We start from the raw sequence: 20,958 nt of genomic DNA, 5'->3' as shown, positions 1-20,958 counted from the left end.
CAGGAGAGAGAATGTCACTGGAAAATGCCCCGGATGAGGTCAAGCTGGCGGTGGATTTGATTATGTTGCTGGAGCAGCATGATATTGCGCCTGAGCTGGTGCTCAAGGCGCTGGAGATTGTTAAAAAAGATTTTGAAAATAAACAACTGGCTGCCCCTCTTCCGTAAGAGGGGCCACATTTTTACTGCCCGACCGACGGTGTCGGATCGTCACCTTTTAGCTCACGCTTCACTTCGGTCAGCTCATCACCTTTACCATTACGCAGGTGCACTTCCAGCTGATTGAAGGCGATATCAATATCATTCTCGCGACACAGTTTATCGATGGTGCGGTTGAGCTCATCCACCGTATAGCTGCGATCGCGCAGTTCACGCACATACAGACGCAACTCGTGATCCAGCGTACTGGCGCCAAAAGTAGTGAAGAAGACGGACGGTTCCGGATCGTGCATCACTTTTGGATGCTCCATCGCCGCTTTCAGCAACACTTTTTTCACCTTGTCGAGATCTGAACCATAGGCCACGCCAATGCGGATCACCACGCGGGTGATGGTATCGGACAATGACCAGTTAATCAGACGCTCGGTGACGAACGCTTTGTTCGGGATGATGACCTCTTTGCGGTCAAAATCGGTAATAGTAGTGGCACGGATACGGATTTTGCTGACCGTACCGGAGAAAGTACCAATTGTTACCGTATCGCCTATGCGCACCGGGCGTTCAAACAGAATAATCAGGCCGGAAACAAAGTTACCGAAAATTTCCTGCAAGCCGAACCCGAGACCAACCGACAACGCGGCTGCCAGCCATTGCAGTTTATCCCATGAGACGCCAAGCGAGCCGAACACGGTTAACGCGCCAACGGCAATAATGACGTAATTAAGGATAGTAGTGACGGCATAAGACGAGCCCTGGCGCATATTCAGCCGCGAGAGGATCAACACTTCCAGTAAGCCCGGTAAGTTGCGGATTAGCGCCCATGCCACCACAAAGACAATCACCGCAAACAGCAAGCTGCCAAGCGTCACGCTTTTCGTCACCGCCGCACCAGCTTCAGTGCCGTTGTAATGCCACAAGGTGATGCTGTCGAGATAGGCGAAAACGGTGATCAAATCAGACCAAATCGCCCAGAACACCACGCCAAACAGCGCGACCATCACCAACATCGTGATACGCAATGTTTGCTGGTTAACCTGTTCCAGCGCAATGGTCGGTTCTTCTTGCGGTTCAGCCCCTTCTGCGCCCTCTTTCACCATATTCTGCCGACGCGCCAGCGCACGACGATACGCAATACGGCGTGCCGCTACGCTTAACCCTCGCAGCACCGTCTGGTAAAGCAGGTTCCAGATAATGACCAGGTAAACCGTTTCAATCCAGCGCCCGGAGAGGCGCAGCGTGGTGTAGAAATAACCTGTCGCCGTCAGCACCATTAAGGCAATCGGTACAATCGCCAGCACGGTGACCGTCACCAGACGAATGCTGTGCGACTCTTTATCACGCCAGCTTTCGCGGAACATCGGCCATACCAGCGCGGTGATCACCAGCAAGTTGACCAGAATGACAAACTGCCCGATCACATCATCCATCAGATGCAGCGGGGAGAGTTCTGATACCACCGACCAGAAGTGCAGCGGCAATAATGCCAGGCTGATACGCACAATCTGCCGACGCCAGTGGCTGGTAAGCTGGGCGGGCATATTAAAGTGACTGACCGCAACGCCGTCTTTTTCCAGCACTTTCCAGCACAGGCCAAATACCAGCCAGAACAGCGCCAGTTTTTTACTGAATGCCCACAGCAGCTCGCTAATGTTTAGCTGCATGGTAAGCAGGATCAGACCGACTGCCAGGATTAGCAAACAGACTGGCAAGGCCCGAATCAGATCGATAAAGATCGCTTTCGGCGTATGCAACTGGCTGTCGCTTCGCAATTGCCCGACCTGGGCGGCAAGTTTTGCCTGGTAGTTTTTCAGCCAGCGCAAACGCCAGCGGATCAGCCCGGCAATCAGTAATAATGGCAAACCGGCCAGGAAAGCAATGGCCACCGCTGGCCAGGCTTTTTCCCAGTTAACGGTGATTTTGGTGCTTTTAATCTGGTCGCGTAGCGCTTTCGGGAAAGCTTTGAACCACTCCCAGTCCATCGGCTTATTGCTGTTCACCCAGAAGATTTGCTGAGTGAGGATCTCCTGCAAGCTTTTCGACACGCTCATCAATTGCTGCTGATTCACCTGCAAGTTGATGGCCATCATGAGCTGGTTGCCAAGCTGCTTGTTCAGTTGATCGAGCAGTTCGCGGCGCATATCCACCACTTGCAACAGCGCGTCATGGACTTCGTCGTTAACCTCGGTCTGATGCCCCTCTTCCAGTTTGGCGACAAAGTTATCGCTCTGGAACAGGGCATCACGCTGCTGGTTGATGTCGAACTGCTCAAGACGCAGATCCGCAATGCGGTTGGTCATATCTTCCAGTTCATCCGCCGACGGTAAGGTCTGCTGTTGCTGGTAGAGAATACGCGACAACAGCAAGCTGCCTTTCAATACGGAAATCTGTTCTTTTATATTGCGCTCAGACTGCAACGCACGATCGAGCCAGTTTTTCACCTTGATATTCTGCTGCACCAGCGCGTTACCGCTCTCTGTCGCGGCAATCAATTTCTGGCTCAGTTGATGGTTAATATCCAGCTCTTGTTTTACCAGCGGGTTCGCCTGGATACGCGCCGTTTCGTCCGGCGTGACCGCTTCTTGCGCGGTTTTTTCGGTTAGCGTCAGGCGCTTGCTGTTTACCGCTTCCTGCAATAACTGGAGCTGGTGTTCAAGGCGGTTACTGTTCGCAGTAACGTAATCGCGCTGCTTTTGCAACGTGTCTTGCAATACCGTGTTGCCTTCCAGGCTTTTGCGCAGCTGCTCGATCTGCGCATTGAGCAATGCCTGCTGTACCAGCAACAAGTTTTGCTGCGAAGGACGCAGTGCGCCCTCGCCCGCTGCGGTGCCGTTCAGACGGTTGCGAATTTGCTGCAACTGCTGCGAAGCGGAGTACATAGAATTCTGCACACGCTCCGGCTGAGTCTGTAATGACACCAGTTGGCTGTTGTAATTGGATAAGTCGTTTTGCGCGGTTTGCAGATCTTCAAGCAGTTGTGACACGCGGGATTCCAGCTGGCGCAGGGAGAGCGAGGCCAGCGTTTTACGCGTCTCGTCGTCGTTGTCTTTATCGTTAAGCGCGTTGAGCGCATCCGTTGCCTGGCGCAGTTTGTCTGGCGCTTGTGCGACTTTCTGCTTGAGCAGCGCGGTTTCTTGCTTGACCCGGTCAATTTTGTCGAGCGTGTCCAGCGTCTCCGTTAAATCCTGGATAACCAGTTTGTCCTGCGCGGAGTGCTCTTTTTGCTTATTCAGCGCATCAAGCTGGCTTTGCACATCGGTGCGGGAAGGCAAATCGTTGGTTGTCTGCGCCCGGGCGACGTTACTCGCAAGGCAAATAAAGACAAGAAACAATGCGGCGGCAAAAGCGGCGAACGTATTTCGCGTGCGATAGTTGTGCAACATAATTTGAGCGATCGTTTTCTGTTCGGGAAGGCGGCCGGAATAGCCACGCGCGCAAGAATATCACGCTGTTATGCAACAACCTAGCGAAGTGAGAAGCCTCCAGGAGAAATCCTGGCGGCTTTCAATGTTATGCGTTGAGCGCGTGCGGCTCAGCGCGCAGCGTCGGGCAGAGCTGGCACATCTCAAGCAAGACAGAAACGTAATCACGCGCTTCTTTTTTGAGGTCAAAAGATTGCGGGGCAAAGAGCCAGTTTTCCATAATCCCTGAAATATAGGCGCGTATAAGCACTGCGACGCGGCGGGTGAGTAAATTGTCCGGCAGCAATTTTGCCTGCATACATTCGCGGAGTGTAAGCTCGATTCGATCATAACTTTCCAGGCACAAATTCCGCTGCGCTTCTTGCACAATCGCCATTTCGCCGACAAACTCACATTTGTGAAAAATGATCTCCATCATTAAGCGACGCCGTTCTTCAACAACTGTTGCTTCAAGGATATAAACCAATATTTCTCTTAATACAGAGAGTGGATCGTCGGGGAATTTTGCCCGATACTCAGTCTCAAGATCGCTAATACTGGACTCTGATAGCTCCCATATTTCACTAAACAAATCCGACTTGTTTTTGAAGTGCCAGTAAATCGCGCCGCGAGTCACGCCTGCCGCCTGCGCAATTTCAGCCAACGAAGTTGCAGAAACGCCATTCTGCGAAAATAGACGCATGGCGACATCAAGAATGTGCTGACGAGTCTCCAGCGCCTGTTGTTTGGTTTTTCGTGCCATATGTTGGTGAATTTACAGGAGTCAGATTTACATACATTTGTGAATGTTTGTACCATAGCACGACCATAATATAAACGCAGCAATGGGTTTTTGGGCCATTGATCCATTGATCAATTTGAAATCGGACACTCGAGGTTTACTTATGAACAAAAACAGAGGGTTAACGCCTCTGGCGGTCGTTCTGATGCTTTCGGGCAGCTTAGCGCTTACAGGATGTGACGAAAAACCTGCGCAGCAGGGAGCAGGCCAGATGCCAGAAGTTGGCGTCGTAACGGTCAAAACTGAACCTCTGCAAATCACCACAGAACTGCCGGGCCGAACCAGTGCGTACCGCATCGCAGAAGTCCGCCCGCAGGTTAGCGGCATTATCTTAAAACGCAACTTCACGGAAGGCAGTGACGTTGAAGCTGGTGTCTCGCTCTATCAGATTGATCCGGCAACTTATCAGGCTGCTTACGACAGCGCGAAAGGCGACCTTGCTAAGGCGCAAGCTGCGGCGAATATCGCGCAGATGACCGTGAATCGTTATAAAAAGCTGCTCGGCACCAAGTACATCAGCCAACAGGATTACGACACCGCGCAGGCGGATGCACAGCAGGCTAATGCGTCGGTTGTCGCCGCAAAAGCAGCGGTTGAAAGCGCGCGTATCAATCTGGCTTACACCAAAGTGACCTCGCCAATTAGTGGCCGCACCGGTACCTCGACCGTAACGGAAGGCGCGTTAGTGCAGAGTGGGCAAACGACTGCGCTGACTACCGTGCAGCAGCTTGACCCGATCTACGTTGATGTAACCCAGTCGAGCAACGACTTCCTGCGCCTGAAACAGGAGATGGCCAATGGTTCTCTGAAACAGGAAAACGGCAAAGCGAAAGTGCAACTGGTCACCAATGACGGCATTCAGTATTCGCAGACTGGTACGCTGGAGTTCTCCGGTGTGACCGTTGACCAGACCACCGGTTCTATCACGCTGCGTGCGGTGTTCCCGAACCCTGACCACACTCTGCTGCCGGGCATGTTTGTGCGCGCCAGGCTTGAAGAGGGTGTAAACCCGAACGCGATGCTGGTTCCGCAGCAAGGCGTTGCCCGTACACCGCGGGGCGATGCAACGGTGATGGTTGTGGGCGAAGGTGACAAAGTTGAAATCCGTAATATCACTGCGACCCAGGCCATTGGCGACAAATGGCTCGTAACGGATGGCCTGAAAACCGGCGATCGCGTGATCATCACGGGCTTACAAAAAGTCAAACCGGGCGCGCAGGTGAAAGCGCAGGAAGTGACTTCTGACAATAAAGAGCAAGCCCAGGCCGGCGGCCAGTCAGAAAAACCGAAGTCTTAACTTAAACAGGAGCCGTTAAGACATGGCTAAGTTTTTTATCGATCGCCCCATATTTGCGTGGGTTATCGCGATTATCATCATGCTGGCGGGGGCGCTTTCGATCCTCAAATTGCCGGTAGCGCAGTATCCGACGATCGCGCCACCGGCAATTCAGATCACGGCTTCCTACCCAGGTGCTGATGCGAAAACGGTGCAGGATACCGTAACGCAGGTTATCGAACAGAATATGAACGGTATCGATAACCTGCTGTATATGTCCTCTGCCAGTGATTCCTCTGGTACGGTGCAGATCACTATCACCTTCGATTCCGGTACTGATGCGGATATCGCGCAGGTTCAGGTGCAGAACAAACTGCAGCTGGCGATGCCGTTGTTACCGCAGGAAGTACAACAGCAAGGCGTTAGCGTTGAGAAATCATCCAGTAGCTTCCTGATGGTTCTCGGTATGATCAGCACCGATGGCTCAATGACGCAGGAAGATATCGCCGACTATGTGGGCGCGACCATTAAAGATCCGGTCAGCCGTACAGCGGGCGTGGGTGATGTTCAGCTGTTCGGTGCGCAGTATGCAATGCGTATCTGGATGGATCCGAACAAACTCAATAATTTCCAGCTGACGCCGGTTGACGTGATTACGGCTATTAAAGCGCAGAACGCCCAGGTAGCGGCTGGTCAGTTAGGCGGTACACCGCCGGTGAAAGGGCAGCAGTTGAACGCCTCCATCATCGCGCAGACCCGTCTGACCTCGACCGAAGAGTTTGGCAAAATCCTGCTGAAAGTGAACAGCGATGGCTCGCAGGTTCGTCTGCGTGATGTCGCGAAGATCGAACTGGGCGGCGAAAGCTACGACGTTATCGCCCGCTACAACGGTCAACCGGCAGCGGGTCTGGGGATTAAACTGGCAACCGGCGCGAACGCACTGGATACCGCCGAGGCAGTACGCGCGACTATTGCCAAACTGGAACCGTTCTTCCCGCACGGTCTGAAAGTGGTTTACCCGTACGACACCACCCCGTTCGTTAAGATCTCAATTAACGAAGTGGTGAAAACGCTGGTTGAAGCGATCGTGCTGGTGTTCCTGGTGATGTATTTGTTCCTGCAGAACTTCCGCGCAACGCTTATCCCAACCATCGCGGTGCCGGTGGTGCTGCTCGGTACTTTCGCCATACTCGCCGCGTTTGGCTACTCGATAAATACCCTCACCATGTTTGGTATGGTGCTGGCGATAGGTCTGCTCGTGGACGACGCCATCGTGGTGGTGGAAAACGTCGAGCGTGTGATGATGGAAGAGGGCTTGCCGCCGAAAGAGGCGACACGCCGCTCGATGGAGCAGATTCAGGGCGCGCTGGTCGGTATTGCGCTGGTTCTGTCAGCCGTATTTATCCCGATGGCCTTCTTTGGTGGTTCTACCGGCGCTATCTATCGCCAGTTCTCGATCACTATCGTTTCTGCGATGGTGCTCTCTGTACTGGTGGCGTTGATCCTGACGCCTGCGCTGTGCGCCACGATGCTGAAACCGGTCGCAAAAGGCGATCACGGCGAAGGCAAAAAAGGCTTCTTCGGCTGGTTCAACCGCATGTTCGAGAAGAGCACGCACCACTACACCGACAGCGTGGGCAACATCCTGCGCAGCACCGGTCGTTATTTGCTGCTCTATATCATTATCGTTGCGGGCATGGCGGTGCTGTTTGTTCGTCTGCCAAGTTCGTTCCTGCCGGATGAAGACCAGGGTGTATTTTTGACCATGGCTCAGTTACCTGCTGGTGCGACTCAAGAACGCACGCAGAAAGTGCTGGATGAAGTGACGAAGTATTATCTGGAAAACGAGAAAGACAACGTTAACTCCGTCTTTACCGTTAACGGTTTCGGCTTCTCCGGTCGCGGTCAGAACACCGGTCTGGCATTCGTTTCGCTGAAAAACTGGGATGAACGCCCAGGTGAAGCGAACAAGGTTCCGGCCATTGCGGGCCGTGCCAGTGCGCACTTTGCATCAATTAAAGATGCGATGGTCTTCGCCTTTAACCTGCCAGCGATTGTCGAGCTGGGTACGGCTACCGGCTTTGACTTCCAGTTAATCGATCAGGCCAACCTCGGTCATGAGAAGTTAACGCAGGCGCGTAACCAGTTGTTTGGTGAAATCGCGCAGCATCCGGATCTGCTGGTCGGTGTGCGTCCTAACGGACTTGAAGATACACCGCAATTCAAGATCGATATCGATCAGGAAAAAGCGCAGGCGCTGGGCGTCTCAATTAGCGATATCAACACCACGCTGGGAGCAGCATGGGGTGGGAGCTACGTTAACGACTTCATCGACCGTGGTCGCGTGAAGAAAGTGTACGTGATGTCGCAGGCGAAATACCGCATGTTGCCAAGCGACATCGGTAACTGGTACGTCCGTGCAACCGATGGTCAAATGGTGCCGTTCTCGGCCTTCTCCACCACGCACTGGGAATATGGTTCACCGCGTCTGGAACGTTACAACGGTTTACCGTCAATGGAACTTCTTGGCCAGGCGGCTCCCGGTAAAAGTACCGGTGAAGCAATGGCAATGATGGAAGAACTGGCCAGCAAGTTGCCTACCGGCATCGGCTATGACTGGACGGGGATGTCCTACCAGGAACGTCTCTCCGGTAACCAGGCGCCAGCGCTGTACGCCATTTCGCTGATTGTGGTCTTCCTCTGTCTGGCGGCATTGTATGAGAGCTGGTCGATTCCGTTCTCGGTCATGCTGGTGGTGCCACTGGGGGTAGTTGGCGCATTGCTGGCGGCGACTTTCCGTGGCCTGACCAATGACGTGTACTTCCAGGTAGGCCTGCTGACAACCATTGGCTTGTCGGCGAAGAACGCGATACTTATCGTCGAATTCGCCAAGGATCTGATGGATAAAGAGGGTAAAGGGCTGATAGAAGCGACGCTCGAAGCAGTACGTATGCGTTTGCGCCCGATTCTGATGACGTCTCTGGCGTTTATCCTCGGGGTACTGCCGTTGGTTATCAGCTCCGGTGCAGGTTCTGGTGCGCAGAACGCCGTAGGTACCGGCGTAATGGGCGGCATGATCACCGCAACCGTACTGGCTATCTTCTTCGTTCCGGTGTTCTTTGTGGTGGTCCGCCGCCGCTTTAGCCGCCGCAGCGAAGATATCGAACATAGCCACAAGGTTGAGCAGCAGTAAGTTTCTCAGTCTCTATATTAGAAAAGGCCGCGCTTAGCGGCCTTTTTCACATCAACGCATTCGTCCATAAACAGCCATTAAAAGCATTTATTGTCTGTTTGTTTATTTTATGCTGCAAATATAAGGCATATAATTACTGTGTATTTGGGATAAAACTTTGATCGCCAGGTAATACTCTTAATTAGCTGGTACAATCAGATTAAGTCAGAAAAATCCTGGTATAAAAATATTCCCATTTGAGGAATAATCTCAATTGCGCTAACTTAATGAATCGTAAGGATGCGCGAACAATAAAACGCATATCCGCGACATTTTATCTCCATTGAGTCGATTGCTATTTCGTCCATTTTGGGCAGAAAAACATATTATTTGTAATTTTTCATGATGGCACCATGAAATCCTATTCAGACTAGCTTATAGTTATATCAACATCATAAAGCAGCCTGTGTCTCTGGTCAGAGCAGAAGTTTCCCATCCTGAAACAGCGTTTGGTTAGTAAAAAAATTACCACTCAGAAGGGGATGCGTTATGGACGAATACTCGCCGAAAAGGCATGATATTGCGCAGCTCAAATTTCTCTGCGAAACGTTGTACCATGATTGCCTCGTTAATCTTGAAGAGAGCCATCATGGGTGGGTTAACGATCCTACTTCAGCAATCAATTTGCAGTTAAACGAGCTGATAGAACACATAGCCACTTTCGCACTTAATTATAAAATTAAGTACAATGAAGATAATAAGCTGATTGAACAGATAGACGAATACCTCGACGATACGTTTATGTTGTTCAGTAGCTATGGCATAAATACACACGACTTACAGAAATGGCGTAAAACAGGTAACAAACTGTTCCGCAGTTTCGTCAATGTAAGCAAGGCTAATCCTGTTAGCCACTCTTGTTAATTTTTCAACACTAAGGTGAAGGTATGTCCGAAAAACCATTAACAAAAATTGATTATTTGATGCGTTTAAGACGCTGTCAGACAATTGATACCCTTGAACGTGTAATTGAAAAAAATAAATATGAACTCCCCGACGAGGAACTCGCGGTGTTTTATTCAGCAGCGGATCATCGTCTGGCAGAACTGACCATGAATAAGCTTTATGACAAAATCCCCTCCTCCGTGTGGAAGTTTGTGCGCTAATTATCCTGAATGTTTATCGAAGATTTTTCTACCGCAACATGGCGTTCAACCTTGGTGACAGGTGTATCCGCTCCCAATGAATGATGAAAAACAAAAAATGACAGCCGGCCTACCCTACCGCCCGTCTGATGAAACCTTGCGTGCCGACCGTCTGCGCGCCCGGCAGTTGCTTCATCGCTATAACCATTCAGGCCCTGAGGAAAAAGCTGAACGCAAAGCCATTCTCAAAGATCTGCTTGGTAAAAGTGAAGATGCTTACATTGAACCCAGTTTCCGCTGTGACTATGGGTACAATATTTTCCTCGGTAAGTCGTTTTACGCTAATTTTGATTGCGTGATGCTCGATGTCTGCCCTATTCACATCGGCGACAATTGCATGCTGGCACCTGGCGTGCATATTTACACGGCAACGCATCCGGTTGATGCCGCTGAACGCATAAGCGGCATTGAATATGGAAAGCCCGTCACCATTGGCCATAACGTCTGGATTGGCGGGCGAGCGGTGATTAATCCTGGCGTCACAATCGGGGATAACGCCGTGATTGCTTCCGGTGCGGTTGTGGTCAAAGATGTACCACCCAATGTGATCGTCGGCGGTAACCCGGCGCAGATCATCAAAACACTGCCCCCCGCCGCGCTGTAACTGTTATCGTTTTTTGTGCTGAAACTGTTACTTTTTTCATACATGGTGGCAACTTAAAATAGGCTGTCCACCTGCAAAACAGTATCAACAAAGGCGTAAGATGACAGAGATACAGCGGCTGCTCACCGAAACGATTGAAGAGATAAATCAGCGCGAGAAACGGGATAACCGGCCGCGCTTTAGCATCAGTTTTATCCGCAAACATCCTGGCTTGTTTATCGGCATGTATCTGGCCTGGCTGGCTACGCTCGCCGTGATGCTGCAGTCCGAAACCCTCTCCGGTTCGGTATGGTTGCTGGTTGTGCTGTTCATCGTGCTAAACGGCTTTTTCTTTTTCGATGTATATCCGCGCTACAACTACGACGATATCGATGTTCTCGATTTTCGCGTCTGTTACAACGGCGAGTGGTACAACACCCGCTTTGTACCTGATGGTTTGATTGAGGCCATTCTTCACTCGCCGAGTGTGGATGAGGAACACAAAGCGCAGCTACGGAAAATGGTTGAGCGTAAAGGCGAACTCTCTTTTTACGATGTTTTCACTCTTACCCGCCCTGCTGGCGCACAATCAGCCGGTTAAGCGCACTTACCGCCGCCGGAAACCGCGCGGCGGAGGTATTACCGTAACCCAATACCAGCCCACTTGATGCTGCGTTTTGCTCAAGCCAGAAACGGCTTAACGCATGCGGCGCAAGCTGGAGTTGATGCGCTTCGCGAACAAGAGCCTGATCGTCAATCCCCGGAATCGACAACGCTAAATGCAGCCCACCGCCGCCACCATATACATGATGATCAACCCGCATTTCGCTGTGTAACGCCTCCAGCAAATGTGCCTGCCGCTTGCGGTAAAGACGCCGCATCGCCGCCAGATGGCGCGTGTAATGTCCCTCTTCAATAAAACGCGCCAGCGTTAGTTGCTCTGCCCGGTGGCCCCCGCGTAATAAACTACCAATAACCGGCGCAGCAACCTGCGCCAGGGCGGGCGGCATGACCATAAAGCCAATACGCAGCGATGGAAACAGCGTCTTGCTGAATGTCCCGATATAGACCACCGGCGGATGAGCCACCATGCCGAGCATCGCGGGAATAGGCTCGCCCGGATAACGGAACTCGCTGTCATAATCGTCCTCGATAATCCAGCTCCCCGCACGACGGGCATAATCCAGCAACGCCAGTCGCCGGGTTGCACTCATCACCTGGCCTAAGGGATATTGATGCGACGGCGAGGTGTAAATAATGCGCGGCGTAGTTGCCTTCACATCCAGCCGCATACCTTCGTTATCGACACCGATTCCCGTGACATTTAACCCCGCCGATAAAAACGCGGTTTTTGCACCGCCATAACCAGGCTCTTCCACCCACGCTTCATCACCGGCATCGCACAACAAACGCACACACAACATCAGTGCTTCCTGCGCACCTTCAGTGATCACAATCTGTTCGGCGTCACAATGAATACCGCGGGAAATCGCCAGATGGCGCGCAATCGCAGCGCGCAGACGCAGTTCACCGGCAGACGCGCCATAATTCAGCAACGCGTTGCCCTCGTCGCGCCATACTCGCTCCGTCAGACGCCGCCAGATAGCCAGCGGAAAATAGTTGGCGGCGGGAATACCGGGAGTGAATGCCAGCGCGGGTGAATTACGCTGAACACCGCCGGGTAGCTGTTGTACGCCGCGCGCCAGCCTGACCGGTGGCGGCGTCTGCGGTGAACGTTCAACATTTGTCAGTGTAGCGACACGCGTTCCTTGCCGGTCACGCAATACATATCCTTCCACCGCCAGCTGCTCAAGCGCCGTGTTAACGGTATTGCGCGAAAGCACCAACGCCTGCGCCAGTACGCGCGAACCCGGCAACAGGCTACCCGATTTTAACCTGCCATTACGTATCGCATCACGCAGCGCCAGATAAAGCGTCCGCTGCCGCGTCACTCCCGCGCGCGCCGCCAGCGGCTGGCGCAGTAGCGCATATAACTCATCGTCCGGAATGTTCATTTCACGTTCTCAATCGTGGCCCCATAAGACTATAGCGGTATGGCTCTTTTTAGGGAACCAGCACCACGTTACGCTGGCGGCATATCAAAAGGAGCCACAAATGAACGCATTCAACGTGTATCAACAGCCGATCGGTGCAGCGCTGCCGGGCTGGCAGCCGCGACCTTTCCCCGAGCGCGTAGTGCTGAAAGGCGATTATTGTCGTCTCGAACCCTTGCAACCAGGACACGCCGCCGCGCTGTTTCAGGCGCATCAACGTGCAGGCGACAACCGTAGCTGGACATGGTTGTTGCGCGAACCCGAGCAGGATGAAGCCGCATTTAGCGCGTGGGTCACCAGCGTATGCGACCTTCGCGATCCGCTTCATTTTGCCGTTATCGCTAAGCCAACCGGTTTGCCGGTTGGCAGCTTATCGTTGATGCGCATTGATGAAAAAAACGGCGTGGTGGAAGTGGGCAGCGTGCATTTTTCGCCCCTGCTAAGCCGTACCCCGGCATCGACAGAAGCCCAATGGTTACTGATGCGCTACGTTTTCGACACGCTTGGCTATCGCCGCTATGAGTGGAAATGCAACAGTCTGAATGAACCTTCACGCCAGGCAGCGCTGCGCTTAGGTTTTCAGTTTGAAGGCCGCTTTCGTCAGGCACTGGTGAGTAAAGGCCATAACCGCGACACAGACTGGTTTTCAATTATTGATAGTGAATGGCCTGCCATGGATAGCGCGCTGCAACGCTGGCTTGCCGCCGATAATTTCACGGCTGACGGCAAGCAGCGTTATTCCCTGGCATCGCTTCGCGCTTAGCGTCTTTTCTTTTTACCCTGCACGGCTTTGAAGCGCGGGTTAGATTTGCAAATCACATACAAACGCCCCTTGCGCTTAACGATTTGGCAGTCAGGGTAGCGTTGCTTCGCGCTACGTAGTGAATTCAGCACCTGCATCATTTACTCCTTTTTATCGGCAAAAAAGCGACCATAACGCTGCTGGAAACGCGCCGCGCTGCCTTCGTTAGCAATCACTTTCTGTTTACCGGTGTAATACGGGTGCGAAGCGGAAGAGACGTCAATCGTGACGTACGGATACGTCACGCCTTCCAGTTCAATTTCGCGGTCCGTTTTAATGGTCGAACCCACTTTGAAATACTCATTGGCGCTGGTGTCGTGAAACACAACGGTACGGTAATGGGGGTGGATATCAGGTCTCATTATTCACTCTTTTGTTTTGTTATAACATAACAAAAGTCTATCGAACTTATTTGCCCATTTCAAGCGTTCCGCGTTATGCGTTTTTTGCAAAAGCACATGATCCTGCCCGGTCATAAATTAGAAAAGAACGTTATTGGTTGAAGTGTTTGTCATAAGGCAAGCTGTGACGACACCCAAAATGTGAGGAAAAGAAAATGCGCTGTTGTTGCCGCCGAACCCTGAGCCAGAACCGACATCTTTTTAACGTCCCCGGAGACCACAATGACCGCGACAACACTGCCTATTCTCGATCTCGCCCGCTATACGCAACGCGCTGAGCGCGACACCTTTCTTGCCGACCTGCGCCATGCCGCGCGCGATATCGGCTTCTTTTATCTTATTAACCACGGCGTCGATGACGCGCTACAGCAGGCTGTCCAGCATGAAGCCCGGCAATTTTTCGCGCTTTCTGATGCGCAAAAACAGCAAGTGGCGATGATCCACTCTCCGCATTTTCGCGGCTACAACCGCGCAGCATCAGAAATCACCCGCGGGCAGCCTGACTGGCGCGAACAGTTTGATATCGGCGCGGAACGCCCGGCTTTGCAGCTCAGTGAAAATGACCCGCGCTGGCGACGGTTACAAGGCCCAAACTTGTGGCCGACGGCGCAGCCGACGCTAAAACCCGCCCTGCTTAACTGGCAACAGGCAATGACCAACATGGCGATCACCTTGCTGCGCGCCTTTGCCGAAGCACTGCACCTGCCAGCCAACGCCTTTGATGCGTTGTATGGCAGCAAGCCCAACGAACACATCAAACTGATCCGCTATCCCGGCCAGCAAAACACGCAGAGCTCACAGGGCGTCGGCGCTCATAAAGATTCGGGTTTCCTCAGTTTCCTGCTGCAGGACGAGCAAAAAGGGTTGCAGGTCGAAATCGAACCCGGCCGCTGGATCGATGCGTTACCGCTGCCAGGCAGCTTTGTGGTCAATATTGGCGAGTTGCTGGAGCTGGCGACAAACGGTTATCTGCGCGCCACCGTGCATCGCGTGGTATCGCCCCCGGCCGGCCAGCAGCGCCTCTCTATCGCCTTCTTCCTCGGCGCGCAACTGGATGCCGTCGTCCCGCTTTACACACTGCCACCTGAGCTGGCACAGGAAGCGCGCGGGCCAGAGAGCGACCCACAAAATCCGCTACTGCGCGACGTGGGATGGAACTACCTGAAAGGGCGTCTGCGCTCCCACCCGGATGTGGCGGAACGCTATTACCGCGATGTGCTGCGCGAACGCACAGAACAACTGATCGTCTAATAACAACACAGGAACACACATCATGAAACATGCCGCATTCACTCTGGCAGGGGTTGCACTGTCTCTTTCACTGGCCTGGTCTTCCGCCCAGGCTGCCGCTCTGCGCGTTGCTGCCGACCCGGTACCACACGCAGAAATTCTCAACTACATCAAAAAGATCGACCCAAAACTGGATCTGCAAGTTGTCGAGCTAACCAGTGGTGCTAACGCCAACGAACTGCTGGCGAACGGCGACGTCGATGCGAACTATTTCCAGCATGTTCCTTACCTGAAGGATCAGGAAAAAGCGCTGGGTAAAACCTTTGCGGTTGCCGCGACGGTACATATCGAACCTCTGGGTATTTACTCGCACAAATATAAAGATTTCAAATCGCTGCCCAATAATGCCACCGTAGCCGTACCGAACAACGCCACCAACCTGAGTCGCGCGCTGTTTCTGCTGCAAGCGCAGGGATTAATAAAACTCAACAGTAAGTTCACCGACCCGGCAACTACGTTGGCAACACCGAAAGATATTGCCGAAAACCCAAAACATCTGAAGATCCTTGAGATCGAATCGCCGCAGATCCCACGCTCGCTGGATGATGTCGATCTGGCGGTAATAAACGGTAACTACGCGCTGGAAGCCGGGTTAACCCCGGCGAAAGATGCGCTCGGCCTGGAGAGCGCGAGCCACAACCCGTATGCCAATATTCTGGTTACCAACCCGCAGTTGGCTAACGATCCGCGCATCAAAGAGCTGGCGAAAGATCTCACCTCGCCGCAGGTGGCGGAGTTTATCCGTAAGCAATATAACGGCTCGGTAATTCCGGTCGCACCGCAGTCATGATAGAGATTGAAGGGCTGAGCAAAACCTATGCCGGAACAGGCCGACCGGCGCTGAAAGAGGTCTCGCTGAGCGTACCGAAGGGGGCGATCTACGGCATCCTTGGGCGCAGTGGCGCGGGCAAAAGCACGTTGATTCGCTGCCTTAACTTGCTGGAGCGGCCCACGGCGGGCCGCATTATTATCAACGGCAACGACATCACGCAGTTAGACAAAGCGGCATTACGCGAGCATCGCCTGCGCACCGGCATGATTTTCCAGCACTTCAATTTACTGCATGCGCGCACAGTGGCCGACAATATTGCCGTGCCGCTCGAAATCGCTGGCGTCGCAAAAGCGCAGCGCCAGGCGCGCGTCGAAGAGCTGCTCTGGCTGGTCGGCTTGAGTGAAAAAGCCGATGCCTTTCCCTCGCAGCTTTCCGGTGGGCAAAAACAGCGCGTCGGTATCGCCCGCGCGCTGGCGACAAGGCCAGACGTGCTGCTGTGCGATGAAGCCACCAGCGCGTTAGATCCCCAAACCACCGCGTCTGTGCTTGAGCTGCTGGCAGATATCAACCAGAAACTGAAGCTCACCATAGTGCTGATCACCCACGAGCTGGAAGTGGTGAAAACCCTGTGCGATCACGCCGCGCTGCTGGAAAACGGCGAGCTTATCGAGAGCGGAAAAATCGCCGATTTGCTGGTCGCGCCGTGGTCAAAACTGCGCCAGGCGCTACTGCATGATCCAAAAGCCGAACAGGCGTTTTTAACCCGCCATGGTTTTAACGGGAGGCCGTTATGCGTGGTCGCATGAGCTGGGACGATCTCTGGCCGCTGCTGCTTAACGGCACACTGGAGACGATTTATATGGTTGGGCTGGCGGCATTTTTCACCGTACTGATCGGTTTGCCCGTCGGCGTGCTGTTATTTGTCTCCCGCGGTAACGGGCTGGCACCAATGCCAAAACTGAATGCTTTACTGGGTGCGGTGATTAACTTTAGCCGCTCACTGCCTTTTATTGTGCTGCTGATTGCGCTCATCCCTTTTACCCGCGCGCTAATTGGCACCACGCTTGGCAGCACGGCGGCCGTGGTGCCGGTGACCATCGGCGCATTTCCCTTCTTCGCACGGTTAACGGAAAACGCGCTCGATGAAGTGGATTACGGGCGTATTGAAGCCATTCTTTCGATGGGCGGTAATCTGTGGCATGTGATTGCCAAAGCGCTGCTTCCGGAGGCGTTACCCACCCTGCTGGCAAGTATCACGCTTACTATTGTTATGCTGATTGGTTTCTCGTCGATGGCTGGCGTAATTGGCGGCGGCGGTCTTGGCGATTTGGCGATTCGTTACGGCTATCAGCGGTTTAACGATCAGGTCATGGTCGGCACAGTGGTGATTCTGGTGGCGCTGGTGCAAGGGGTACAAATGGCGGGCGACAGGCTGGTGCGCCGCCTGGCGCACCGACGATAAGGTTACTCTTGCGCCTCTTTACCCACGAGCAAGGTGGTCAGCACAAACGACAGGACAAGCGCGATGATCACACCTGAAACCGCAAAGACAAAGTACGGGCCAATATAGGCCGGTAGGCTGAAAATGCTCGACAAAATATAGCCATACAGCCGCACGCCGAAGAAGGCGATGAACGCAGAGGCCAGCGAGCTTGCGACGGTGGCGGCGATAAAGGCTTTTTTGTAGCGCGTCAGTACGCCAAACAGCGCCGGTTCCGTGATCCCCAGCAGCGCGGAGATAGCCGCCGACAGCGTAACGGTTTTGTCCTGGCGGTTTTTACTCAACCGCCAGATAGCAAACGTCGCCCCGGCAATCGCCATGTTTGCCATAAACATCATCGGCATCAGCATGTCGTAACCGCGCTCGCTAAAGTTCTGTAAGGCAATCGGTGTCATCGCGTGATGCATCCCGGTGAGGATCGCCACCGGGCGAATCGCGCCGACAATCAGCCCGGCAAAACTCCCCGACACGCCAAACAGCCCTTCAATAAACCACGCCAGCGCTTTGCCCAGGTAAATACCAATCGGGCCAATCACCACCAGCGCCGCCAGCGCGCCGAGAAACAGCGTCAATGTTGGGGTAAAAACGGTTTTCAACACATCGGGCATGATGCTATCGACCCAGCGATGAATGTAACTTAACGCGAGGATCGAGAAGATAACCGGGATGACACTGGCCGAGTAGTTAAACACCGACACCGGCAGCGCATTAAGCAACCAGAACGCGCTGACCGCGCCATCCTGATGTGTTGCCAGCGCTTTTGCCGCCTCAATCAGCGACGGATACATCAGGCAAGCGGCAATCGCCGCTGCGAGATATTCATTGGTCTTGAATATTTTTGCCGCCGAAACCGCAAGGAAAAACGGCAGGAAATAGAAAACACCGCTGGCGATAAGATCGATAACCATCACCGTATCGCTTTTCGCCGATACCACTTTTAGCGCAATCAACCCGGCCAGCAGACCTTTAATCATCCCGGCACCAGCAATGGCGGGCACAATCGGCCCAAACACGCCAGATACCGTATCCATAAACATCGACACCAGGCTTTTGCGCGCTTTCCCCTGTCCTGCCGCGTGTTCTGGTGCCTTACCCAGCATGGCCAGTAGTTGCTCGTACCAGCTATTCACTTTTGGACCAATCACAATCTGGAACTGGTCACTTTGCAGTTGTGCGCCCAGCACGCCCGGCAGTTTTTTAATTTCGTTCTGATCCACTTTGTCATCGTCGATCAGATCAAAACGTAAGCGTGTCATACAGTGCCAGACGTTGTTGATATTATCCCGTCCGCCCACCAGGCGAATAATATTGCCGATGGCTTCTTGCGTCCCCATAAAAACTCCTGCCGGATGTGTTGTCGTTTTACTCATTGCCTCAAATGGTAGAGAAAGCCAAATGTTAAAACAAACCAATAAAATATGAATCGCATCACAATTACCAATCAACAAGCCATAAAAACGCAACAAACCTTAAATTGGTTTGGTTTTTAATTAAAAAATAAAGCAATAACTGACCAAAAAATTTATTCCACAAAACAGTTTACCTTTCGCCAAAATTAAGGCGAAGATAATAGCCCTCACTTGCTTATCTCACGCTGTAAAGGAGTTCCCGTGACGCCCACGCTTATCCAGAATATCGAATGTTTTATCACCCGGCCCGACCGCCACAACCTGGTGGTAGTGCGGATGACAACCGATAAAGGCATCTCGGGGCACGGCTGTGCCACTTTCCAGCAACGCCCACTGGCGGTGAAAACGCTGGTCGATGAATATCTGAAACCCTTGCTGATAGGCCGTGATGCCAACCACATTGAAGATCTCTGGCAAATGATGAACGTTAACGCCTACTGGCGTAACGGCCCGATCATGAACAACGCCATCTCCGGCGTTGATATGGCGCTGTGGGATATCAAAGGTCAGTTGGCGGGCATGCCGCTGTACCAGTTGCTCGGCGGGAAATCACGGGATGCTATCGCCGCCTACAGCCATGCCAGTGGCGAAACGCTGGAAGAATTATTCACCGCCGTCGACAAGCTGGCGGCTCAGGGCTATCGCCACATTCGCTGCCAGCTCGGTTTTTACGGCGGCACGCCCGCGCAACTGCATACGCCGGAAAATCCCACGACCGGCGCCTATTTTGATCAGCAGGAGTACATGGCCAACACCGTGGCGATGTTTAAAGCGTTGCGGGAAAAATATGGTTATCGCTTGCAGATCCTGCACGATGTTCACGAGCGCTTATTCCCGCAACAAGCGGTGCAGTTAGCAAAGCAGCTTGAGCCGTATCAGCCTTATTTTATTGAAGATATTCTGCCGCCAGCGCAAAGCGCATGGCTGGAACAAGTGCGCCAGCACAGCAGTGCGCCGCTGGCGATGGGCGAGTTGTTTAACAACCCGGCAGAGTGGCACGAGTTGATTGTCAATCGCCGCATCGATTTCATCCGCTGCCACATTTCGCAGATTGGCGGCATCACACCGGCATTAAAACTGGCGATTCTGTGCCAGGCATTCGGCGTACGGCTGGCCTGGCACGGGCCGGGAGATATGACGCCCATTGGTGTGGCGGTGAATACGCATTTGAATATTCATCTGCATAATGCGGCGATCCAGGAGTATATCCCCCGCTCCGCCAGCACAGACGCGGTGTTTCCTGGCGCGCCGGAAGTCAAAGATGGCTTCGTCTATGCGCCGGAAAAACCGGGCATTGGCGTCAGTTTCGACGAGCAGCAAGCGCTGGCGCACCCTGGCATCTATCGCCCGCATGAGTGGACACAAAGCCGCCTTGCCGATGGCGCCATCCACACGCCGTAACGTCAGCCACCACCCTGGCGGAAGGTGAGGTTTTCGCGGTTATGCGGAATGACATACGTACAGGTGTAGTTGATATCAATAATGTCGCTGATCTCATACACCTGCCCGCCTTCCAGGATACCGCGATTACTAATATGCATTGCCGGGCTGCCCTTTTTACAGCCCAACAGCACCGCCTGTTCGCGGCTCACGCTCACCGCCCGGTAGGTGGTCAGGAGATGTGAGATCCGGTAGCCTTTGCCCAGCACATACTGCTGGATCGAACGTTCAATGACCTGCTGGTTGAGATCGGCAAACCCTTCCACCGGCATGCGGGAAATCTCAATCTGTACCGCTTGTTCGTCGACAAACCGCAGGCGGCAAAACTGCCAGATAAAGCTCTCTTCGTTCAGGCCAAAGATTTGCTGTTCATCGCGGTCCGGGCGCTTTTTATGCAGGCTAATCATGCGAAAACGAATCTGATCAAAACGCTTTTCGGTGATGGAGTTGTAAACCAGCGGATTGCTGCGCGCCTGCTCGTTAATCCAGATGCCGGAACCCTGCACAATATTCACCACACCAATACTCGCGAGTTTTTCCAGCGCCTGTCGGATAGTAAAGCGCGAGACGCCATACTCCTGAGCCAGTTGGCGTTCAGGCGGGAGTTTGCGCGGGCCAGGCGCGCTGATTTGATAAATTTTGCTTAGCAAATCCTGGGTCACAAACTCTTTTTTTTTCATCCTTTCTTTCCTGAA

Annotated in this window: 20 protein-coding genes; 13 read left to right on the top strand and 7 right to left on the bottom strand. The window is 53.1% G+C overall.

Annotated features, from left to right (window positions below; translation table 11 throughout):
- The first annotated feature begins 11 nt into the window (after nt 1-11).
- On the top strand, nt 12-167 hold the full coding sequence (rsmS, locus tag DFO56_RS16440; protein ID WP_020456812.1) for a pleiotropic regulatory protein RsmS: 156 nt from the start codon (nt 12-14) through the stop codon (nt 165-167).
- 14 nt (nt 168-181) lie between these two features.
- Here rsmS and mscK read toward each other — a convergent pair whose 3' ends face one another.
- Complete coding sequence (gene mscK, locus DFO56_RS16435) at nt 182-3,538, bottom strand: mechanosensitive channel MscK (RefSeq protein ID WP_045509158.1); 3,357 nt, start codon at nt 3,536-3,538, stop codon at nt 182-184.
- Between the two features lie 127 nt (nt 3,539-3,665).
- Nucleotides 3,666-4,319 carry a multidrug efflux transporter transcriptional repressor AcrR gene (acrR, locus tag DFO56_RS16430; RefSeq protein ID WP_045509160.1) on the bottom strand — a complete coding sequence of 218 codons (654 nt, stop codon included), beginning with the start codon at nt 4,317-4,319 and terminating at the stop codon, nt 3,666-3,668.
- Nucleotides 4,320-4,461: 142 nt separating this feature from the next.
- On the opposite strand from acrR, the gene acrA reads away from it, so the two are divergent.
- The 6 genes from acrA (at nt 4,462) to DFO56_RS16400 (ending at nt 11,195) form a co-directional block, all read left to right on the top strand.
- On the top strand, nt 4,462-5,655 hold the full coding sequence (acrA, locus tag DFO56_RS16425) for a multidrug efflux RND transporter periplasmic adaptor subunit AcrA (RefSeq protein WP_045509162.1): 1,194 nt from the start codon (nt 4,462-4,464) through the stop codon (nt 5,653-5,655).
- Between the two features lie 22 nt (nt 5,656-5,677).
- A complete protein-coding gene (gene acrB / locus DFO56_RS16420; protein ID WP_020456808.1) occupies nt 5,678-8,827 on the top strand; it encodes a multidrug efflux RND transporter permease subunit AcrB in 3,150 nt (1,049 codons plus the stop codon).
- A 528-nt stretch (nt 8,828-9,355) separates the two neighbouring features.
- Nucleotides 9,356-9,730 (top strand): Hha toxicity modulator TomB, encoded by a 375-nt coding sequence (tomB, locus tag DFO56_RS16415; protein ID WP_045509164.1) that lies wholly within the window; start codon nt 9,356-9,358, stop codon nt 9,728-9,730.
- Between the two features lie 23 nt (nt 9,731-9,753).
- Nucleotides 9,754-9,972 (top strand): HHA domain-containing protein, encoded by a 219-nt coding sequence (locus DFO56_RS16410; RefSeq protein ID WP_017459990.1) that lies wholly within the window; start codon nt 9,754-9,756, stop codon nt 9,970-9,972.
- A gap of 76 nt (nt 9,973-10,048) precedes the next feature.
- The gene (gene maa, locus DFO56_RS16405; RefSeq protein WP_045509166.1) at nt 10,049-10,615 is read left to right on the top strand and encodes a maltose O-acetyltransferase; all 567 of its coding nucleotides are present in this window, start codon (nt 10,049-10,051) and stop codon (nt 10,613-10,615) included.
- A 100-nt stretch (nt 10,616-10,715) separates the two neighbouring features.
- Complete coding sequence (locus DFO56_RS16400; protein WP_045509168.1) at nt 10,716-11,195, top strand: YlaC family protein; 480 nt, start codon at nt 10,716-10,718, stop codon at nt 11,193-11,195.
- On the opposite strand, the gene DFO56_RS16395 is transcribed toward DFO56_RS16400, so the two are convergent.
- Nucleotides 11,161-12,609, bottom strand: a complete 1,449-nt coding sequence (locus DFO56_RS16395; protein ID WP_045509170.1) for a PLP-dependent aminotransferase family protein — start codon at nt 12,607-12,609, stop codon at nt 11,161-11,163. The genes DFO56_RS16400 and DFO56_RS16395 overlap by 35 nt on opposite strands.
- Nucleotides 12,610-12,709: 100 nt before the next feature.
- Between DFO56_RS16395 and DFO56_RS16390 the strand changes: the two genes are divergently transcribed.
- Nucleotides 12,710-13,411: a GNAT family N-acetyltransferase gene (locus DFO56_RS16390; RefSeq protein ID WP_045509172.1), complete on the top strand. Its 702-nt coding sequence runs from the start codon at nt 12,710-12,712 to the stop codon at nt 13,409-13,411.
- Here DFO56_RS16390 and ykgO read toward each other — a convergent pair.
- Together ykgO and DFO56_RS16380 are read right to left on the bottom strand one after the other, a co-directional pair.
- Complete coding sequence (ykgO, locus tag DFO56_RS16385; protein ID WP_045509428.1) at nt 13,408-13,548, bottom strand: type B 50S ribosomal protein L36; 141 nt, start codon at nt 13,546-13,548, stop codon at nt 13,408-13,410. The genes DFO56_RS16390 and ykgO overlap by 4 nt on opposite strands.
- A 3-nt stretch (nt 13,549-13,551) precedes the next feature.
- Nucleotides 13,552-13,812 carry a type B 50S ribosomal protein L31 gene (locus DFO56_RS16380; RefSeq protein WP_017459984.1) on the bottom strand — a complete coding sequence of 87 codons (261 nt, stop codon included), beginning with the start codon at nt 13,810-13,812 and terminating at the stop codon, nt 13,552-13,554.
- A 261-nt stretch (nt 13,813-14,073) separates the two neighbouring features.
- Between DFO56_RS16380 and DFO56_RS16375 the strand changes: the two genes are divergently transcribed.
- From DFO56_RS16375 to DFO56_RS16360, 4 genes are read left to right on the top strand one after another with little or no spacing between them, the layout of a single operon-like run.
- Nucleotides 14,074-15,102, top strand: coding sequence for an isopenicillin N synthase family oxygenase (locus DFO56_RS16375; protein ID WP_045509174.1), 1,029 nt, complete (start codon nt 14,074-14,076; stop codon nt 15,100-15,102).
- Between the two features lie 22 nt (nt 15,103-15,124).
- Nucleotides 15,125-15,931, top strand: a complete 807-nt coding sequence (locus DFO56_RS16370) for a MetQ/NlpA family ABC transporter substrate-binding protein (RefSeq protein ID WP_045509176.1) — start codon at nt 15,125-15,127, stop codon at nt 15,929-15,931.
- Nucleotides 15,928-16,719: a methionine ABC transporter ATP-binding protein gene (locus DFO56_RS16365; protein WP_082071769.1), complete on the top strand. Its 792-nt coding sequence runs from the start codon at nt 15,928-15,930 to the stop codon at nt 16,717-16,719. The genes DFO56_RS16370 and DFO56_RS16365 overlap by 4 nt, the downstream gene beginning before the upstream one ends.
- Complete coding sequence (locus tag DFO56_RS16360; RefSeq protein WP_161796281.1) at nt 16,716-17,375, top strand: methionine ABC transporter permease; 660 nt, start codon at nt 16,716-16,718, stop codon at nt 17,373-17,375. Before DFO56_RS16365 ends, DFO56_RS16360 begins: the two co-directional genes overlap by 4 nt.
- 2 nt (nt 17,376-17,377) lie before the next feature.
- Here the strand turns inward: DFO56_RS16360 and DFO56_RS16355 are convergent, their stop codons facing one another.
- Entirely contained in the window at nt 17,378-18,748 is a 1,371-nt protein-coding gene (locus DFO56_RS16355) for a PTS transporter subunit EIIC (protein WP_045509180.1), read from the bottom strand.
- Nucleotides 18,749-19,024: 276 nt separating this feature from the next.
- Between DFO56_RS16355 and DFO56_RS16350 the strand changes: the two genes are divergently transcribed.
- A complete protein-coding gene (locus DFO56_RS16350; RefSeq protein ID WP_045509182.1) occupies nt 19,025-20,224 on the top strand; it encodes an enolase C-terminal domain-like protein in 1,200 nt (399 codons plus the stop codon).
- Between the two features lie 2 nt (nt 20,225-20,226).
- On the opposite strand, the gene DFO56_RS16345 is transcribed toward DFO56_RS16350, so the two are convergent.
- A complete protein-coding gene (locus DFO56_RS16345; RefSeq protein WP_045509184.1) occupies nt 20,227-20,943 on the bottom strand; it encodes a GntR family transcriptional regulator in 717 nt (238 codons plus the stop codon).
- Nucleotides 20,944-20,958: the final 15 nt, after the last annotated feature.

The organism is Kosakonia sp. AG348 (assembly GCF_003337365.1).
In the GTDB taxonomy this organism is placed as follows: domain Bacteria; phylum Pseudomonadota; class Gammaproteobacteria; order Enterobacterales; family Enterobacteriaceae; genus Kosakonia.
The sequence above is the reverse complement of the archived record's forward strand: the minus strand, read 5'-3'. Positions and strand labels throughout refer to the sequence as shown.

Bases quoted from the DNA above. Each gene is read 5' to 3' on its own strand.
- DFO56_RS16380 (WP_017459984.1), bottom strand. From the start codon at position 13,812: ATGAGACCTGATATCCACCCCCATTACCGTACCGTTGTGTTTCACGAC.
- DFO56_RS16390 (WP_045509172.1), top strand. From the start codon at position 12,710: ATGAACGCATTCAACGTGTATCAACAGCCGATCGGTGCAGCGCTGCCG.
- acrA (WP_045509162.1), top strand. From the start codon at position 4,462: ATGAACAAAAACAGAGGGTTAACGCCTCTGGCGGTCGTTCTGATGCTT.
- tomB (WP_045509164.1), top strand. From the start codon at position 9,356: ATGGACGAATACTCGCCGAAAAGGCATGATATTGCGCAGCTCAAATTT.
- acrR (WP_045509160.1), bottom strand. From the start codon at position 4,319: ATGGCACGAAAAACCAAACAACAGGCGCTGGAGACTCGTCAGCACATT.
- mscK (WP_045509158.1), bottom strand. From the start codon at position 3,538: ATGTTGCACAACTATCGCACGCGAAATACGTTCGCCGCTTTTGCCGCC.
- DFO56_RS16345 (WP_045509184.1), bottom strand. From the start codon at position 20,943: ATGAAAAAAAAAGAGTTTGTGACCCAGGATTTGCTAAGCAAAATTTAT.
- ykgO (WP_045509428.1), bottom strand. From the start codon at position 13,548: ATGCAGGTGCTGAATTCACTACGTAGCGCGAAGCAACGCTACCCTGAC.
- DFO56_RS16410 (WP_017459990.1), top strand. From the start codon at position 9,754: ATGTCCGAAAAACCATTAACAAAAATTGATTATTTGATGCGTTTAAGA.
- maa (WP_045509166.1), top strand. From the start codon at position 10,049: ATGAATGATGAAAAACAAAAAATGACAGCCGGCCTACCCTACCGCCCG.
- DFO56_RS16365 (WP_082071769.1), top strand. From the start codon at position 15,928: ATGATAGAGATTGAAGGGCTGAGCAAAACCTATGCCGGAACAGGCCGA.
- DFO56_RS16370 (WP_045509176.1), top strand. From the start codon at position 15,125: ATGAAACATGCCGCATTCACTCTGGCAGGGGTTGCACTGTCTCTTTCA.
- DFO56_RS16360 (WP_161796281.1), top strand. From the start codon at position 16,716: ATGAGCTGGGACGATCTCTGGCCGCTGCTGCTTAACGGCACACTGGAG.
- acrB (WP_020456808.1), top strand. From the start codon at position 5,678: ATGGCTAAGTTTTTTATCGATCGCCCCATATTTGCGTGGGTTATCGCG.
- DFO56_RS16400 (WP_045509168.1), top strand. From the start codon at position 10,716: ATGACAGAGATACAGCGGCTGCTCACCGAAACGATTGAAGAGATAAAT.
- DFO56_RS16355 (WP_045509180.1), bottom strand. From the start codon at position 18,748: ATGGGGACGCAAGAAGCCATCGGCAATATTATTCGCCTGGTGGGCGGA.
- DFO56_RS16395 (WP_045509170.1), bottom strand. From the start codon at position 12,609: ATGAACATTCCGGACGATGAGTTATATGCGCTACTGCGCCAGCCGCTG.
- DFO56_RS16375 (WP_045509174.1), top strand. From the start codon at position 14,074: ATGACCGCGACAACACTGCCTATTCTCGATCTCGCCCGCTATACGCAA.
- rsmS (WP_020456812.1), top strand. From the start codon at position 12: ATGTCACTGGAAAATGCCCCGGATGAGGTCAAGCTGGCGGTGGATTTG.